Consider the following 15,488-nt stretch of genomic DNA (forward strand, 5'->3'; position numbering starts at 1 on the left):
CTTCATCGCGATTTCGGCCTCTGCAGGCTCTTCAACAGCGAATCCGACACCTGCAGGCGATCCCCGGCTTCAGCCGTATCATTCGATCGGCCCCTATCCAGGTTGTCGGTCTGCTTTTGCGCGTCGAGTTTCGCCCGGAGCAAGGCCATGACCATCGGCCAGGTCGAGAACTTCCCGTCTTTGGCGCGATCGGTCAGGCTGCGCAGATAGCCACCGGCGTTGTTGATCTGATCGGCCCTCTGGTAGATTCCGGCCAGCGTGATCCCCGCATGCTGCTCGCCCATGACCTCGCATGCTTCCCGCCAAGCGCTCTGGCTGATCCCCAGCATCGGCCGGGCGACCTCCGCCGCGGCGAGCAAGTCGCGCCAGTGCCGGATTGCCCCTCCGCGCGCCAGTTCGCGAATTTCGGGGCAAGCATCCAGTACGATCCCCAATGGCAGATCTCGCCTCGGCAGGCTCCGTACGTTGTCGGTTTCGGCAGCGTTGCCGTCCGCTTCATCTTTTTCTCCTAGGCCGTATTCAGATTCAAAATTAGAGTCTGGTTTTGAATTCTGTATGTGACGACCGGAATGGGACTCATTGGCGTCCAGATTCTGCAATTTCACGAATGATTCCAACACTTCACGGATTTCAACATAGAGCTCGTGAAGTGCCTGGGTAATCTCCTCCACAAGCTGCCTGGGTGCGGAGCGCGGCAGTTGCGCAATAATCGCCTGGTAGGTCTGTGTGACCCTGCCCCAGTTGCCAGGAACGTTCTCTTCAATGCCGGTTTCAACCATCTTGACGATGTCACGCCGGAGCAACGTCAAGCGCTCCTTGGCAACGCGAAAAGCCTTCTTCTCGGTCTGCATTGCTTCCACCAGCTCGCGAAACTCGTCTGCTCGCGCCACGATCGGCGACAAGTCGAAGCCGTAGGCCTGCTCGACCTCTCCTCTCCGGTCCTTGCGGGCGAAGCGCTTGCCGTTGGGGCTATCGCGGCGGATGATCAAGCCGCAGTCGACAAGGACCGCGATATGCCTGCGCAGCGTCGTGGGCGGCATACCGTTGGCCCGTGCCGCGAGTTGTTCATTCGAGGGCCAGACGATAAGTTCACCATTTCCGGAGAGCGTGGTTTCCGGATGGAACGTCAGTAGGGCGTTGAGGATCGTGAGGGAGCGATCTGTAGCACCGATCAGTTCGCGCGCTTCGCGGATGTGCTGAAAGACCTGCCACTTGTGAGCGACAGTTTCGGGTGAGACAGCCTTCGCCGTCATCTGGCTTGCTATGTGGCCGAGCATCATCGGCCGCCGCCCAAAGGGCGTCGTTGAGATATGCCTGTGCATTTCCTTTTACCTTTCGTTAGGCAAAAGAAATTTGCTCGCCGGAACGGCGTTGAGCCTCAGAAGGCTCTTGACGGCGATTCTCGGAAATGCGATTCTCTTAGTTGCGACACTACAGAGAAGGGGTTCCGAAATTCGTTTCGGGGCCTTTTTCTTTTGCGGGTGGTGATAATCTACTGTTGTCCAGCGAGCCTATCGATCAAGGCCTCACTCTGGGTCGGCGTTTCCTCCTCCGCTCGTTTCAATAAATTGGACGTAGAGACGATCCAATTGGTCTGCGACATATTCTCCGAAGGACGGCACCAGTTTCTCATCAAAAATTAAGGCCGTCCTTCCCGCCTCCTGCTGAATGCGCGCCGCTTTTTTGCCCTTCGGCGTACTCCAGGCTTTTACTTTCTTGGAAGGTTTCGTCGTGCGCTTTGATGCAATATCGAAAACGAGCGCGAAACGAGCATCGCTATCCGCAGCTTTAAACGATCCAGATTCCAGAACCGTCTCGACCGCCTCCTTGATCCTAGGTTTCCCAAGGCTGTCGGCGAGAGCCACCCAACGCGACCTACCGACTTTCGAGGCCGGACCGATCTGAACAGCGAGCCTTTCTGGTATGCTCCGCGCAACGGCTATATACCGGCTTATATCAGCCTTGTCCGTTGATAGTGCCGCGGTGATGGTCGCCCGATCAAATCCAGCGTCTTCAAGTCGGAGTGCAAAGAGCGCTTTCTCGATAAACGAAAGATCGGCTCGGTCTAGATTCTCCCGCCCTTGAGCGACGACCAACTCGCGATCTGTGAGAGTACGGACAATAGCCGATACCTCTAGACCCAAATCGGCGGCAGCCCGCAACCGACGCCGACCATATGCGATCTGATAGCGGCCAGTCTTTTCCGGATGAGGTCGAACAAGAATCGGAATTTGCTGCCCGTTCTCCGCAATACTTGCCTTGAGTTGATCGAATTTCGGATCGATGGCTGTCGGCAACCGATCGGCAATCGTAGATCCCTCCACCGTTGAAGGATCTAGGGAAACAACGACCTCGCCAGAAGCCAATTGATCCTGAAGTCGGGCAGCGTTTTTGGCTCCCTCTGCCATTTCCTGTAACGAAGAGCCCATTGCCGAGATCGCGCCTGTACGTACACGAGCAGCTGATTTATCAGCTGTGGCTTTCTCGCTCGCCACAGGCTTCTTGAGGAACAATGAGTCGATTGCGTCTTTACGGCTCATGGCATTAACCCCTGCGGCCTAGTTCTCACGCGATTGATTTCCGCTGATTTGCGTAGCCTGTTGGGAGCTCCCAACAAACCTTGGCGGAACGAAAAGTGCAGGAAATCACCCGAAATTTTCAAATTGGAATACGGCAGAAAAGCACTGCGGAGAGCCATCAAGAAGTTCGTAAATGGAACATTCCTGTTGGGAGCTCCCAACAACAGGTGGTCATAGTCCGCAACAGCCGTCATGCCCGGCCCCACGCAGTTTTGATCAAGGCCTCGATTTCGGCATTTACCGAATCCAAAGCTTCCATTGCACGGTCATATGTAGACCGCGTCAGATTCTCTCTCCCAATCTCATAGAGAGTCTGCTTCGTGAGGCCAGCATCCGAGACCGCCGCAGACTTCACCATTGGATTGGTGAGGACATGGTCGTCAAACATGTTGCGCAATAGAGCGGCGACCTTCGTCTGCGGTGCGTCCTGAGGCTCGAAACGAGTGAGCAAGTAGCGGATGAAGTCGTATTGGAGATTCCCCCCGGCCTCCTTCACGACACCCAGAAGGTCGCGGGTCATAAGCAGGAACTGACTCATGGAGGCTATGTCGAGCATCTGAGGATGCACCGTGATGACCATTGATGTCGCGGCACACAAGCCACCGAGCGTCAAGAAGCCAAGCTGGGGAGGGCAGTCAATAACGACGACGTCATAATCATCGGCAACTTCGTCGAGCGCCTCTGCGACGCGGGTGAAAAACAGCCCATCGCGTGAGCCGCGACCGGCCAGGGCCTTTGGAGTCGTGTGTTCAAACTCCATGAGCTCGAGATTTCCGGGAACGAGATGGAGGCCATCAAAATAAGTCGGACGGATGACCTCTCTAAGTGACCGCCTCGAGTCATCATACCGGATCGCCGCATATAGCGTCTCGTTGGAACCCACATCCGTCTCCGGCAGAACACCGAGGAGTGCCGAAAGGCTAGCCTGCGGATCTAGGTCGACCGCGAGAACCCTGTATCCCTGCAGCGCAAGATACTGAGCAAGGTGAGCTGAAGTGGTCGTCTTGCCAGAGCCCCCCTTGAAGTTCGTTACCGCGATGACCTGTAAATGCTCCGAGCCGCGCCTATGGGGTACAAACTCCGTGCTTTCGCGCCCACGGGCAGAACCCGCCAGCATATGCCGTATCTCATTTATCTGTCCGAGGGTGTAGAAGCGTCTTCCATTGCTGGCGAGTTCAGGCTGCGGGCCTTCACCTGCCAGGGTCATCTTTCGAAGAGTCGAGTCAGATATCTTCATTAGGCGCGCTGCTTCACCGGACGTGAACTTGCGCAAACTCTTGTGCGAAGTCGGAGGAAACAGAGCTTCGCTCATAGCTTGCAGCTGAGAGCTCAGCTGTTCAGCGTGCTCACCTATGGTGACATCTACCGAAGGGCGATCATTTCGGGATACGGCAGCGACTTTGCTCACGGTGAAATCTCTTGTCACGGTTAATCGGCATGTAATGCCATTTTTCCGTGACGATTACTGAATGCGTGTTTGGTTGCAAGGCGTTTTTGGTTAACAAAAGATTAACGCGCTATCGCCTCCTTTAGGCCAAACGTGGAATAGTCATTTGTTATCTGATAGTTAGCGAACTCATCCTCTTTGCGGCGACGTGTGAGAAATGCAGATCTGCATTGGTCATCCACACGTTAATTAAGCTCTTTCGCCGCACTAAACCCCGATTCGGCAGAATCACCGAGGTGCAAAATTGCACCTAGCCACCACCGAGTCGTGGTGATTGATAGATGCGCAATTCGATTCTCAACGGAGTGGATCATGCGCATTCTCGTCGTTTCGCCAGACCTTTATGAGCGCCATCGCAGCCTGCTGACGCAGATGCACCGCCTTCGTGCACTGATCTTTGGATCGCGCTTGAGCTGGGACGTGGAGATCGCGGCCGCCGAGGAGCGCGATGAGTATGACGCGGTTGGACCGACCTATATCCTGGCCGTGGACGCGACCGATCGGGTAGCGGGCTGCGCCCGGCTTCTTCCCGCCCTCGGGCCGACCATGCTGGAGCGGACCTTTCCCACGCTGCTGGCCACCGGCGCGCTCGCCGCTCACATGGGAATGGTCGAGAGCTCGCGCTTTTGCGTCGACACCTCCCTTGAAGCGGGCAGAGGAGGGGGCCAGCTGCACCAGGCGACCCTGACGATGTTTGCCGGCATCATCGAGTGGTCGATGACCAACGGCTACAGCGAGATCGTCACGGCGACCGATCTTCGCTTCGAACGCATCCTCAAACGTGCCGGATGGCCGATGCGGCGACTGGGCGAACCCGCCGCGATCGGCAATACGACGGCCGTCGCCGGCATCCTGCCGGCCGATCGCACAAGCTTCGAGCGCGTTCTGCCGGCGGGATACCGTTCAACGCTCGCACCGGAAAATGATATCAGGGGTGCGGCGTGACCCGGCTTCCCTCCCATTCGCGCCTGGTGCGCAAACTTCAGGATGCGCTGGGCGACCAGCTCTGCGTGGCGCTCGATGACACGAGCGTCGCCGAGATCATGCTTAATCCGGATGGGCGGCTGTTCATCGAGCGGCTTGGGCACGGCATCGCACCGGCCGGCGAACTGACAGCGGCGGCGGCCGAGGTCGTCATCGGCAGTGTGGCGCACGCCCTGCAGTCCGAAGCGGACCACGAGCAGCCGATCATATCCGGCGAGTTACCGATCGGCGGCCACCGGTTCGAAGGCCTGCTTCCCCCGGTCGTCTCGGCGCCGACGTTTACGATCCGCCGCCGGGCGTCGCGTCTCATTCCGCTCGACGAGTATGTGAAGAACAAGGTGATGACCGAGACCCAGGCGTCTGTCCTGCGCAGCGCGATCTCATCGCGCATGAACATCGTGATCTCGGGCGGGACCGGGTCGGGCAAGACGACGCTTGCCAATGCCGTGATCGCTGAAATCGTCGCGACCGCGCCGGAGGATCGCATGGTGATCCTCGAGGACACCGCCGAAATCCAGTGCGCAGCCGAGAACGCCGTCTCGCTCCACACGAGCGACACGGTCGACATGGCACGGCTCCTCAAAAGCACGATGCGATTGCGCCCAGACAGGATCATCGTCGGCGAGGTGCGCGACGGCGCGGCCCTGACGCTGCTTAAGGCCTGGAATACCGGCCACCCCGGCGGCGTCACCACCGTGCATTCCAACACAGCGATGTCCGCGCTTCGGCGCCTTGAGCAGCTCACCGCCGAGGCCAGCCAGCAGCCCATGCGCGAAGTGATCGGCGAAGCCGTCGACCTGGTCGTGTCGATCGAGCGGACCGGGCGCGGCCGGCGTGTGCGCGACGTGATCCATGTCGAGGGTTTCAGGGGCACGACCTACCAGACCGAACACTATGCCCAGATCGATGAGGACAGTCATGCAGCGTAAGCGTCATCCCCTATTCACCGGCGGTGCCCTTCTCCTGGTGTCGATGATTCTGGCAGCGCCAGCGCTTGCGTCATCGGGGGGCGGCGGCCTCCCCTGGGAGTCGCCGCTGCAACAGATCCAGCAATCGATCACCGGCCCTGTCGCCGGCTTCATTGCGCTCGCAGCCGTGGCAATCGCCGGCGGCATGCTGATCTTCGGGGGTGAGCTCAACGACTTTGCGCGACGGCTTTGCTACATCGCGCTGGTCGGCGGCGTCCTGCTTGGGGCGACCCAGATCGTCGGCCTGTTTGGTGCGACCGGTGCGACGATCGGCAGCCTCGAGCCACAGATACGGGATAGTCTGGCAAGCCAGACCGAGCTTGCGCATCCGAAAGGGGAGGGGGCTCGTGGCTGACACCGTCTCCAACCTTGTGCGCTCACGGATCCATCGCGCCTTGTCACGCCCCAATCTGCTGATGGGTGCGGATCGCGAGCTTGTGCTCCTGAGCGGGCTCGCGGCCGTCATCCTGATCTTCGTCGTGCTCACCTGGTATGCGGCGATCTTTGGGCTGGCGCTCTGGCTCGTGACCATTGCCGCGCTTCGGATGATGGCGAAGGCCGATCCGTTGATGCGCCGCGTCTATCTGCGGCACGTCTCCTACAAGTCCTCATACAGGGCGACATCGACGCCCTGGCGGCGCTATTGAGGCGGCAAATATGGTAGTTCTGAAGCGTTTCCGTCACGCCGGTCCGTCATTCGCCGACCTCGTTCCCTATGCCGGTCTCGTCGATAGCGGCGTCATGCTCCTCAAGGACGGCAGCCTGATGGCAGGCTGGTACTTTGCCGGCCCGGACAGCGAGAGCTCGACCGACACCGAGCGCAACGAGATCAGCCGGCAGATCAATGCGATCCTGGCACGCCTCGGCTCCGGCTGGATGATCCAGGTCGAGGCAGCACGTGTTCCGACGACCGACTATCCGGCCGAGGCGGATTGCCATTTCCCGGATCCTGTCACGCGGGCGATCGACGCGGAGCGGCGCGCACATTTCGAGCGGGAGAGGGGACATTTCGAAAGCCGGCATGCGCTGATCCTGACCTGGCGGCCGCCCGAGCCGCGGCGCTCGGGGCTGACGCGCTATGTTTATTCCGATGCGGCCAGCCGCTCAGCCAGCTATGCCGACAGCGCGCTCGACACCTTCCGCACCTCGATCCGCGAGGTCGAACAGTATCTCGCCAATGTCGTCACGATACGCCGGATGCTGACGCAAGAGACGGAGGACCGCGGCGGCTTTCGGGTCGCGCGCTATGACGAACTCTTCCAGTTCATCCGTTTCTGTGTCACCGGCGAGAACCATCCCGTGCGATTGCCGGAAATCCCGATGTATCTCGACTGGCTGGTGACAGCCGAACTGCAGCACGGGCTGACGCCGACCGTTGAAAACCGCTTCCTAGGTGTCGTGGCGATCGACGGCCTGCCGGCGGAGAGTTGGCCGGGCATTCTCAATGCGCTCGACCTCATGCCGCTCACCTATCGCTGGTCGAGCCGCTTCGTCTTCCTCGACGAGCAGGAAGCGCGGGTGCGGCTGGAGCGCACCCGCAAGAAATGGCAACAGAAGGTAAGGCCATTCTTCGACCAGCTGTTCCAGACACAAAGCCGCTCGCTCGACCAGGACGCCATGACGATGGTGGCCGAGACAGAAGATGCGATCGCGCAAGCGGCCTCGCAGCTCGTCGCCTATGGCTACTATACCCCGGTCATCGTCCTCTTCGACGACGAACAGCCACGCTGCCAGGAGAAGTGCGAGGCCATTCGCCGGCTGATCCAGGCGGAAGGCTTCGGCGCCCGGATCGAGACGCTCAATGCGACAGATGCTTTTATCGGCAGCCTGCCGGGCGTCTCCTACGCCAATATTCGCGAGCCCTTGATCAATACCCGCAACCTCGCCGATCTCGTGCCGCTCAATTCCGTCTGGTCGGGTAGCCCGATGGCGCCTTGCCCGTTCTATCCGCCTGGCTCGCCGCCACTGATGCAGGTCGCCACCGGCTCGACCCCATTCCGGCTGAACCTTCATGTCGACGATGTCGGCCATACGTTGATCTTCGGCCCGACCGGATCCGGCAAGTCGACACTGCTTTCGCTGATCGCGGCGCAGTTTCGCCGCTACAGGGAGGCCCAGGTCTTCGCCTTCGACAAGGGACGGTCGATGCTGCCGCTGACATTGGCCGTTGGCGGCGATCACTACGAGATCGGCGGCGATGCAGCCGAAGCAGGGGAGGGGACTTCGCCTCGGCTGGCCTTCTGCCCGTTGGCCGAACTCTCGACCGACGGCGATCGCGCCTGGGCGGCGGAATGGCTGGAGACGCTGGTGGCGCTGCAGGGTGTCACGATGACACCGGATCATCGCAACGCCATCTCCCGGCAGATCGCATTGATGGCGGAGTCGCGCGGCCGGTCGCTATCGGATTTCGTGAGCGGCGTGCAGATGCGCGAGATCAAGGACGCGCTCCATCACTACACCGTCGACGGACCGATGGGGCAGCTTCTCGACGCCGAGGAGGACGGCCTGACGCTCGGCGCCTTCCAGTGCTTCGAAGTGGAAGAACTGATGAACATGGGCGAGCGCAATCTCGTGCCGGTCCTCACCTATCTGTTCCGCCGGGTCGAGAAGAGGCTCACCGGGAGCCCAAGTCTCATCATTCTCGACGAGGCCTGGCTGATGCTTGGCCATCCGCTGTTCCGCGACAAGATCCGCGAATGGCTGAAGGTGCTCCGCAAGGCCAACTGCGCGGTGGTGCTCGCCACCCAGTCGATCTCAGACGCCGAACGCTCCGGCATCATCGATGTGCTGAAGGAAAGCTGCCCGACCAAGATTTGCCTGCCGAATGGGGCGGCGCGCGAGCCCGGCACACGCGAATTCTATGAGCGGATCGGTTTCAACGAGCGGCAGGTCGAGATCGTCGCGACCGCGCTCCCGAAGCGGGAATACTACGTCGCCTCGCCCGATGGCCGCCGGCTCTTCGACATGGCGCTCGGGTCCGTCACGCTCTCCTTTGTCGGCGCATCCGGCAAGGAAGACCTCAAGCGCATCCGTGCGCTTGAGGCGGAACACGGGGATTCATGGCCACGCCACTGGCTTCAACAGAGAGGGATTGCTCATGCGGAAACTTATCTACACGACGTCTGATCGACGGACCGCCGCCGCCATTCTCGCCGTCGCAGCAGCGATGGCGCTGCCTGCAACGGGCCAAGCCGGCGGCGTCACCGGCGAGGCGACGGAGTTCACCCAGCTCGCTAACAATGCGGAGCTCGTGGCACTGGTCGGCAAGTCGGCCGAACAGGTGAACAACCAGATCACCCAGATCAACCAGCTTGCGGAGCAGATCCAGAACCAGCTGAGGATCTACGAGAACATGCTGCAGAACACCGCGCAACTGCCCGACCACGTCTGGGGCCAGGTCGAAAGCGATCTAAGCCGGCTGCAGAGCATCGTCGGGCAGGGGCAGGGGATCGCGTTTTCGATGGGCAATATCGACGACCAGCTCAAGCAGCGGTTTCAAAGCTACGCCGAGATGCAAACCAACCTGCCGAGCCAGGCAAGCTTTTCCACCACCTACCAATCCTGGTCCGACACCAATCGCGACACGATCGCCGGCACGCTGAAGGCGGCAAACCTCACCGCCGAGCAGTTCGCGAGTGAGGAATCGACCATGTCGTCCTTGAGATCGATGTCGGAGAGCGCCGACGGCCAGATGAAGGCGCTGCAGGTCGGTCACGAGATCGCCACCCAGGAGGTAGCGCAGCTTCAGAAGCTCCGCGGCCTGGTCTCGCAGCAGATGACCATGATGGGCACATGGTATCAGTCGGAACAGGCGCAGAAGGACCTCGCCCAAGCCCGGCGGAACGAGTTCTTCAGCTCGACGGCGCCTTCCACCTCCGGCGGCGAAAAGATGAGGGTCGATTGGTGAACACGAAGCTGATCCTGATCGCTATCGCGATCGTGCTTGCCATCGGCACTGCCGGCCTATGGTTCCTCATCTCCGAGAAGCAGGCGGCCCAGGAGCGCCGTGCCAACTTTTTCGGCTCGTCAAAGACCTACCCGACGTCCGGTGGAGAGAAGATGAAGGTCGAATGGTGATGCCCATGACCTCAAAACGTCTCGGTGCGCTGCGGACAGTGGTGCTGGTCGCCGCGGTCGCGGCAATAGCGGCGCAGCCGGCACTGGCCCAGGAAGGCTCAGTGCTCACCTCATTGCAGAACCAGATCACGACGGCGGCAAAGGGGTGGGAAACCACCGTCATGGACGCAGCAAAGTCGCTGTTCTGGATCCTCGCCGGCATTGAGATCGGCATAGCGGCTGTGTGGCTCGCCCTTCAGGCGGCTTCCCTCGACAGCTGGTTCGCGGAGCTCGTCCGGCGGATCCTGTTCGTCGGCTTCTTCACCTTCGTTCTGACCCAGGGCCCCGCCTTCGCAAAGGCGGTCGTCGATAGCCTCTTCCAGATCGGCGCCGGTGGCGGCACGGCATCCCCCGCCGACGTCTTCAATGCCGGCCTCGCCGTTGCAACCAAGATGTCGGAAAAGATCCAGTTTGGGCTCTTCGAAGACAACGCACTGGCGATCTCGGCCGCCTTCGCCATGGTCGTCGTCGTCATCGCGTTTTCCCTCGTCGCGGCGATCTTTGTCTCCGTTATGGTCGAGATGTATCTGGGTCTGCTGGCCGGCATGATCATGCTCGGCCTCGGCGGCTCCTCCTACACCAAGGATTTCGCCATCCGTTACCTGGTCTATGCGTTTTCGGTCGGCATGAAGCTAATGGCGCTGGTGATGATCTCCCGCATCGGCTCGGAAGTGCTGATCGGGTTGGCGAACGAGCCTCAGGTTGGCGACCAGTTCCAGACGGCGCTCGCAATCGCCGGCATTGCCGTCGTGGTCTTCATCATCGCGATCTATGTGCCGACCATCATCCAGGGCGTGGTGCAGGGCGCCTCGGTTTCTGGCGGCATGGAGGCGATCCGGCACGGCAGCCAGGCAGCATCCTTTGCGGCGGGCGGCGCATTTCTCGCCGCAGGTGCTGCCGGCGCCGGCTTTGCGGCAGGCCAGTCAGCGCGGGCAGCTGGATCGTCATTCGCGGGCGCTGCTCTGCGTGGGATGGGCGCCGGGGTCTGGTCGGCGGGGGCAGCGGCCGGGTCGGCGGCGAAAGAAAAGGCGATCGGCTCTCCGGGCGCCTATGCCGGATCGCTGCTCGGCCTGGCCAATGCCAAACTGGACGGAAACCGCAGCGGCTCCGGTCGGCGCACGCCCTCTCCCGAACGTCACGATCAATCATAATCAAAGAGGACGGGAAGATGGCAGCCAATCGCGCCCCCGATAACCCCTATCTTGCCGCCCGCCAGGAATGGAACGAGCGCTACGGATCCTATGTGAAATCTGCATCAGCCTGGCGGCTCGTCGGCATCACCGGCATGCTCATGGCGGTCGTCGGCTTTTCCTATGCGCTCTACCAGAGCACGCAAGTCAAGCTCGTCCCCTATATCGTCGAGGTCGACAAGCTGGGGACGGCCGTGACGGCCGGCTTCCCGCAGCAGATCGAATATGCCGATCCCCGTGTCGTGCGGGCGACGCTCGGCGGCTTTGTCTCGAACTTCCGCTCCGTCTCACCCGATGCCGTGGTGCAGAAGCAATATATCGACCGGACCTATGCGCTGCTCAGGACCTCCGATCCGGCGACGGAGAAGGTCAATGCCTGGTTTCGGTCGAGTTCGCCCTTCGAGAAAGCGAAGAACGCGACGGTCGCCATCGAGGTCAACAACATCGTGGCGCTTTCGAACCAGTCCTACCAGATCGACTGGACCGAGTTCGAGCGCGACCGGAAGGGCAAGGAAACCGCGGTGCGCCGGTTTCGCGGCATCGCCACCGTGACACTGACCCCGCCCCAGGATGAGGGCGTCATCCGCCTCAACCCGATCGGCCTTTATCTCAAGGACTTCGACTGGACTGCACAGCTTTGAAAGGCATGGCCATCCCATGACTACGACCATCTTGACTGGCCACGCCAGACTTATCCTCACCTTGGCATGCGCCTTGATCGCTGGAACCGCTTTTTCACCGAATGCACTGGCTGGAGATGTCTCCGCCAACGAGGCAAAGGGCATCGACATCTCCGGCAAGTGGCGTGGCACCCGCGGCCTGGTGACCCGGGGCGACGACGGCAAGGTGATCTTCCTCTTTGGCGAGGTGCAGCCGTCTGTCGTCTGCTCGCCGCTGCAGGTCTGCGATATCGAGCTGCAGCCGGGCGAGGTGGTGCGCGACGTTCTCGTCGGCGATACGGTGCGCTGGAAGGTCGAACCGGCGACCTCGGGGGCTGCCGGCGGGCAGGCGATTCATCTGATCGTCAAGCCGTCCGAACCGGGGCTTGTCACCTCGATGGTGGTGACGACGTCGCGGCGTACTTACCACATTCAGCTCAAGTCCCATCCGACCCAATATATGGCGCGCATCGGCTTCGAATATCCGGAGGACGTGTCGGCCAAGCTCGCCGACATCAATGCGAGGCTGGAGGCAAGCACCATTCCCGGCGCCAATGTGCCGGCAGAGCAGTTGAGTTTCTCCTATTCCGTCTCCGGCCGGGCCAGATGGCGGCCGACGCGCGTCTATAGCGACGGCCAGAAGACCTACATCCAGTTCCCGCGCCGGATTTCTGGCCAGGACGCGCCGGTCCTGTTCGTCGTCTCCGGCGGCCAGAACCGGATCGTCAACTACCGCATGAAGAACAACATGATGATCGTCGACTACAATGTCGACCGGGCGGTGCTGGTGTCCGGGGTTGGCTGGAAACAGGAGAAGGTAACGATCCGGCGGGGAGGGCGGTGATGCGCGCTCTCCCCTCTCGCCCGATCCGCCGGCTCGCCGCCGCCGGCCTCATCGTCCTTCTGCTTTCCGGATGCGAGAGCGTTGGAACAGATAGTCTCGTCGCCAGCGACGCGCCGCCAGAGATTTCCGGTCCGGCGGCGAGTGCGATCGCCGGCGATATGGTCAGTCGTCTCGCCGAGCAGATCGGGCCGGGCAAGGCGACGATAGCACTCAAGCCCGATACTTCTCCCTTCGGTCAGGCGCTCGAGGCGGCGCTCAAAGGCTGGGGTTATGCCGTCGTCACCGATCAGAAGACAGACGACAAGAAGACCGTCATTCCGCTTGCCTATGTGATCGTGCCCTTCGAGCGCCAGTTGCTGGCACGGCTCTCCACATCCAAGGTCGAGCTTGGGCGCGCCTATACCGTCACTGCGAACGGGGCGACACCGGCTAGCGCGCTGTCGTTGCTGAAGCGCGGGTGAGGGGGAGAGGGCCATGATACAATCTCTCAAGCTCGGCGGCTCCACAAACGAGGAAGCACAAGCCGGCATGCGCCGGATCAACCGCCTGCCCATCATCATCGTCATCGTGCTGGTGATCGTCTTTCTCGGGGTGATCTTTTACGGGCTGACTTCGCGCGGGCTGTTCTTCAACAAAGACGCGGGGCTCGAGACGAACCCAGGAACGCCGGCCTCGACCTTCGCTGATCAGATCAAACGCGGCGTCACAGACGGCATCATCGGCGATCCCGAGCAGCAGGTCACCTACCAGCCGACGCCGGTCGAGAAGAAGGAAGACACAAAGAATCCGTTCACCTCGCAACCGGTGAGCCGCGAGGAACCGCAAAAGACCCAGGCACTGGAGTCGGAGGCGGCCTGGCGCGCGCGCCTGGAGCGCGAACAGCGCGAGCAATATCTGCGTGAGCGACATCGTCAGCGGATGGCACGGCTGCAGGCCAATGACGCGGCCTATGACGCGCCACTCGCTATCGACCGCAGCAAGCTCGAGGCAAATGCGAAATCCAGCGACCAGGCAGCCGCCGACAAGACCACGGCATCGTCGACCGCGAACGCTGCGCTACCGGACCTTTACGCGGCCGCCCTGAACAACGGCCTCGGCCAGAACGTCGACCAGAACGGTCAAAAGTCCAAGGAGGACTTCTTCAACTCCGATCTCAAGGAACTCGGCTATCTGCCGAACCGGGTCGTGCCGCGGCAGTCGCTGTTTGAACTGAAACGCGGCTCGGTGATCCCGGCGACACTGATCACCGGCATCAATTCCGACCTACCCGGCCGCATTTCTGCGCAGATCAGCCAGAACGTCTATGACAGCGCCACCGGCCATCGGTTGCTGATCCCGCAAGGTGCAAAACTGTTCGGCCGCTATGACAGCAAGGTGTCCTTCGGGCAGAGCCGCGTTCTCGTCGTCTGGACCGACCTGATCTTTCCTAACGGTTCTACACTGCAGATCGGCGGCATGGCCGGCACGGATGCGGAAGGTTATGGCGGTTTCCATGACAAGGTGAACAACCACTATTGGCGAACTTTCGGCTCGGCGGCGCTGATCGCGCTGATCGGGACCGGGATCGACGCCTCGATGCCTGAGAGCTCTACGCTGGCGACGCAGGAGACGGCGTCGGACGCGGCCCGGCGGAATTTTGCGGAGAGCTTTGGCCGTGTCGCCGAACAGACGATCAGCCGCAACCTCAATGTCCAGCCGACCCTCGAGATCCGGCCCGGTTACAAGTTCAACGTGCTGGTTGATCAGGACATCGTCTTTCCGGGCCCTTATCGAAACTAAGCTGCTGGGGCCGCAACGACGTCCGGGCCAGAGCGTCAAATTTCGGTCTCGAACGCCTTCATCTTTAGTGCGCTTTGCTCTAATGAAGCGACCACGAAACCTAAGGTGAGGGAACGTGAGAAAACTCGTCGCAGGCAAACTCCATGGCATCCACGTAACCGAGGCCAATCTCAACTATCACGGATCGATCACCTTGGATCCCGACCATTGCGAGGAGGCGGGAATCCTGCCGATGGAGTTCGTCGAGATCTGGAACAAGAATTCCGGCGACCGTATCTCCACCTATGTCATCCTCGGCGAGCGCGGCTCTCGATGCTGCATCTTGAACGGTGCGGCAGCGCGCACCTGCCAGCCGGGTGACCAGGTCATCATCTGCAACTCGGTCTATCTCGACGAAAGCCGGATCACATCGGTGAAGCCGAAGGTGCTCACCTTCGACGAGAACAATCACATTCGTGACCGGCTGAGCTATTCGGTCGGCGTCGATGCGGAAGGGCGATACACTTTCGACATCCTCGACCAGGCGCAAAATGCCTTGCCGGTTCCGCTGATGGTGTCTCGCGCATAACCCGGCATCCCCATGCTGGGTAGGGCGGGCTAAAGCCGCCCATGCAGAGGTATTTCATCTCGAGATAATCCTCGAGGCCATGGCGTGAACCCTCGCGGCCGATGCCCGATTGCTTCACGCCGCCGAAGGGCGCGGCTTCGGAGGACATATGTCGGGTGTTGATGCCGACCAGCCGTATTCGAGCGCTTCGGCGACGCGCCATACCCGCTTGAGATTGGAGGCATAGAAATAGGGCGGCTTGCAACAGAGGTTCAGAACCAACGGCGCCGACCAAGCTCAAGATCCAGCTGACGCAGTTTTTTTGCTCAATCGCCCCACACAACGCAGCTTTCCTGCAAGCTGAAAGCGCAATGC

Annotated in this window: 16 protein-coding genes and 1 pseudogene; 13 read left to right on the forward strand and 4 right to left on the reverse strand. The window is 60.9% G+C overall.

Going from position 1 to position 15,488, the window contains the following annotated elements; translation table 11 throughout:
- Nucleotides 1-2: 2 nt before the first annotated feature.
- The 3 genes from repC to repA all read right to left on the reverse strand — a co-directional run bounded on the left by repC (nucleotide 3) and on the right by repA (nucleotide 3,987).
- On the reverse strand, nucleotides 3-1,322 hold the full coding sequence (gene repC, locus RHIBR816_RS0132970) for a plasmid replication protein RepC (RefSeq protein ID WP_018240849.1): 1,320 nt from the start codon (nucleotides 1,320-1,322) through the stop codon (nucleotides 3-5).
- A 204-nt stretch (nucleotides 1,323-1,526) separates the two neighbouring features.
- A complete protein-coding gene (gene repB, locus RHIBR816_RS0132975; RefSeq protein WP_018240850.1) occupies nucleotides 1,527-2,540 on the reverse strand; it encodes a plasmid partitioning protein RepB in 1,014 nt (337 codons plus the stop codon).
- A 229-nt stretch (nucleotides 2,541-2,769) separates the two neighbouring features.
- A complete protein-coding gene (repA, locus tag RHIBR816_RS0132980) occupies nucleotides 2,770-3,987 on the reverse strand; it encodes a plasmid partitioning protein RepA (RefSeq protein ID WP_026187705.1) in 1,218 nt (405 codons plus the stop codon).
- Nucleotides 3,988-4,338: 351 nt separating this feature from the next.
- Here repA and traI point away from each other — a divergent pair, with 351 nt between their 5' ends.
- From traI to panD, 13 genes are all read left to right on the forward strand, one after another.
- Nucleotides 4,339-4,971 carry an acyl-homoserine-lactone synthase TraI gene (traI, locus tag RHIBR816_RS0132985; protein WP_018240852.1) on the forward strand — a complete coding sequence of 211 codons (633 nt, stop codon included), beginning with the start codon at nucleotides 4,339-4,341 and terminating at the stop codon, nucleotides 4,969-4,971.
- Nucleotides 4,968-5,939 (forward strand): P-type conjugative transfer ATPase TrbB, encoded by a 972-nt coding sequence (gene trbB, locus RHIBR816_RS0132990; protein WP_018240853.1) that lies wholly within the window; start codon nucleotides 4,968-4,970, stop codon nucleotides 5,937-5,939. The genes traI and trbB overlap by 4 nt, the downstream gene beginning before the upstream one ends.
- A complete protein-coding gene (gene trbC, locus RHIBR816_RS0132995) occupies nucleotides 5,929-6,333 on the forward strand; it encodes a conjugal transfer pilin TrbC (RefSeq protein WP_018240854.1) in 405 nt (134 codons plus the stop codon). Before trbB ends, trbC begins: the two co-directional genes overlap by 11 nt.
- Nucleotides 6,326-6,625: a conjugal transfer protein TrbD gene (locus RHIBR816_RS0133000; protein WP_018240855.1), complete on the forward strand. Its 300-nt coding sequence runs from the start codon at nucleotides 6,326-6,328 to the stop codon at nucleotides 6,623-6,625. The genes trbC and RHIBR816_RS0133000 overlap by 8 nt, the downstream gene beginning before the upstream one ends.
- Nucleotides 6,626-6,635: 10 nt before the next feature.
- Nucleotides 6,636-9,104 (forward strand): conjugal transfer protein TrbE, encoded by a 2,469-nt coding sequence (locus tag RHIBR816_RS0133005; protein ID WP_018240856.1) that lies wholly within the window; start codon nucleotides 6,636-6,638, stop codon nucleotides 9,102-9,104.
- The gene (gene trbJ / locus RHIBR816_RS0133010; protein ID WP_052522786.1) at nucleotides 9,076-9,885 is read left to right on the forward strand and encodes a P-type conjugative transfer protein TrbJ; all 810 of its coding nucleotides are present in this window, start codon (nucleotides 9,076-9,078) and stop codon (nucleotides 9,883-9,885) included. Before RHIBR816_RS0133005 ends, trbJ begins: the two co-directional genes overlap by 29 nt.
- A complete protein-coding gene (trbK, locus tag RHIBR816_RS0133015) occupies nucleotides 9,879-10,055 on the forward strand; it encodes an entry exclusion protein TrbK (protein WP_018240858.1) in 177 nt (58 codons plus the stop codon). The genes trbJ and trbK overlap by 7 nt, the downstream gene beginning before the upstream one ends.
- Nucleotides 10,049-11,245 carry a P-type conjugative transfer protein TrbL gene (gene trbL / locus RHIBR816_RS0133020; protein WP_018240859.1) on the forward strand — a complete coding sequence of 399 codons (1,197 nt, stop codon included), beginning with the start codon at nucleotides 10,049-10,051 and terminating at the stop codon, nucleotides 11,243-11,245. The genes trbK and trbL overlap by 7 nt, the downstream gene beginning before the upstream one ends.
- 17 nt (nucleotides 11,246-11,262) lie before the next feature.
- A complete protein-coding gene (locus RHIBR816_RS0133025) occupies nucleotides 11,263-11,925 on the forward strand; it encodes a conjugal transfer protein TrbF (RefSeq protein ID WP_018240860.1) in 663 nt (220 codons plus the stop codon).
- A 16-nt stretch (nucleotides 11,926-11,941) separates the two neighbouring features.
- A complete protein-coding gene (gene trbG / locus RHIBR816_RS0133030; protein ID WP_018240861.1) occupies nucleotides 11,942-12,787 on the forward strand; it encodes a P-type conjugative transfer protein TrbG in 846 nt (281 codons plus the stop codon).
- Complete coding sequence (gene trbH, locus RHIBR816_RS0133035) at nucleotides 12,787-13,248, forward strand: conjugal transfer protein TrbH (RefSeq protein WP_018240862.1); 462 nt, start codon at nucleotides 12,787-12,789, stop codon at nucleotides 13,246-13,248. Before trbG ends, trbH begins: the two co-directional genes overlap by 1 nt.
- A gap of 13 nt (nucleotides 13,249-13,261) precedes the next feature.
- Complete coding sequence (trbI, locus tag RHIBR816_RS0133040; RefSeq protein WP_018240863.1) at nucleotides 13,262-14,566, forward strand: IncP-type conjugal transfer protein TrbI; 1,305 nt, start codon at nucleotides 13,262-13,264, stop codon at nucleotides 14,564-14,566.
- A 115-nt stretch (nucleotides 14,567-14,681) separates the two neighbouring features.
- Nucleotides 14,682-15,134 (forward strand): aspartate 1-decarboxylase, encoded by a 453-nt coding sequence (gene panD / locus RHIBR816_RS0133045; RefSeq protein WP_018240864.1) that lies wholly within the window; start codon nucleotides 14,682-14,684, stop codon nucleotides 15,132-15,134.
- Nucleotides 15,135-15,168: 34 nt separating this feature from the next.
- On the opposite strand, the pseudogene RHIBR816_RS38960 reads toward panD, so the two are convergent.
- Nucleotides 15,169-15,365, reverse strand: a pseudogene (locus tag RHIBR816_RS38960) (aldehyde dehydrogenase family protein); the annotation flags it as partial.
- Nucleotides 15,366-15,488 lie beyond the last annotated feature (123 nt).

Source organism: Ensifer sp. BR816 (assembly GCF_000378985.1).
Classification (GTDB): domain Bacteria; phylum Pseudomonadota; class Alphaproteobacteria; order Rhizobiales; family Rhizobiaceae; genus Sinorhizobium.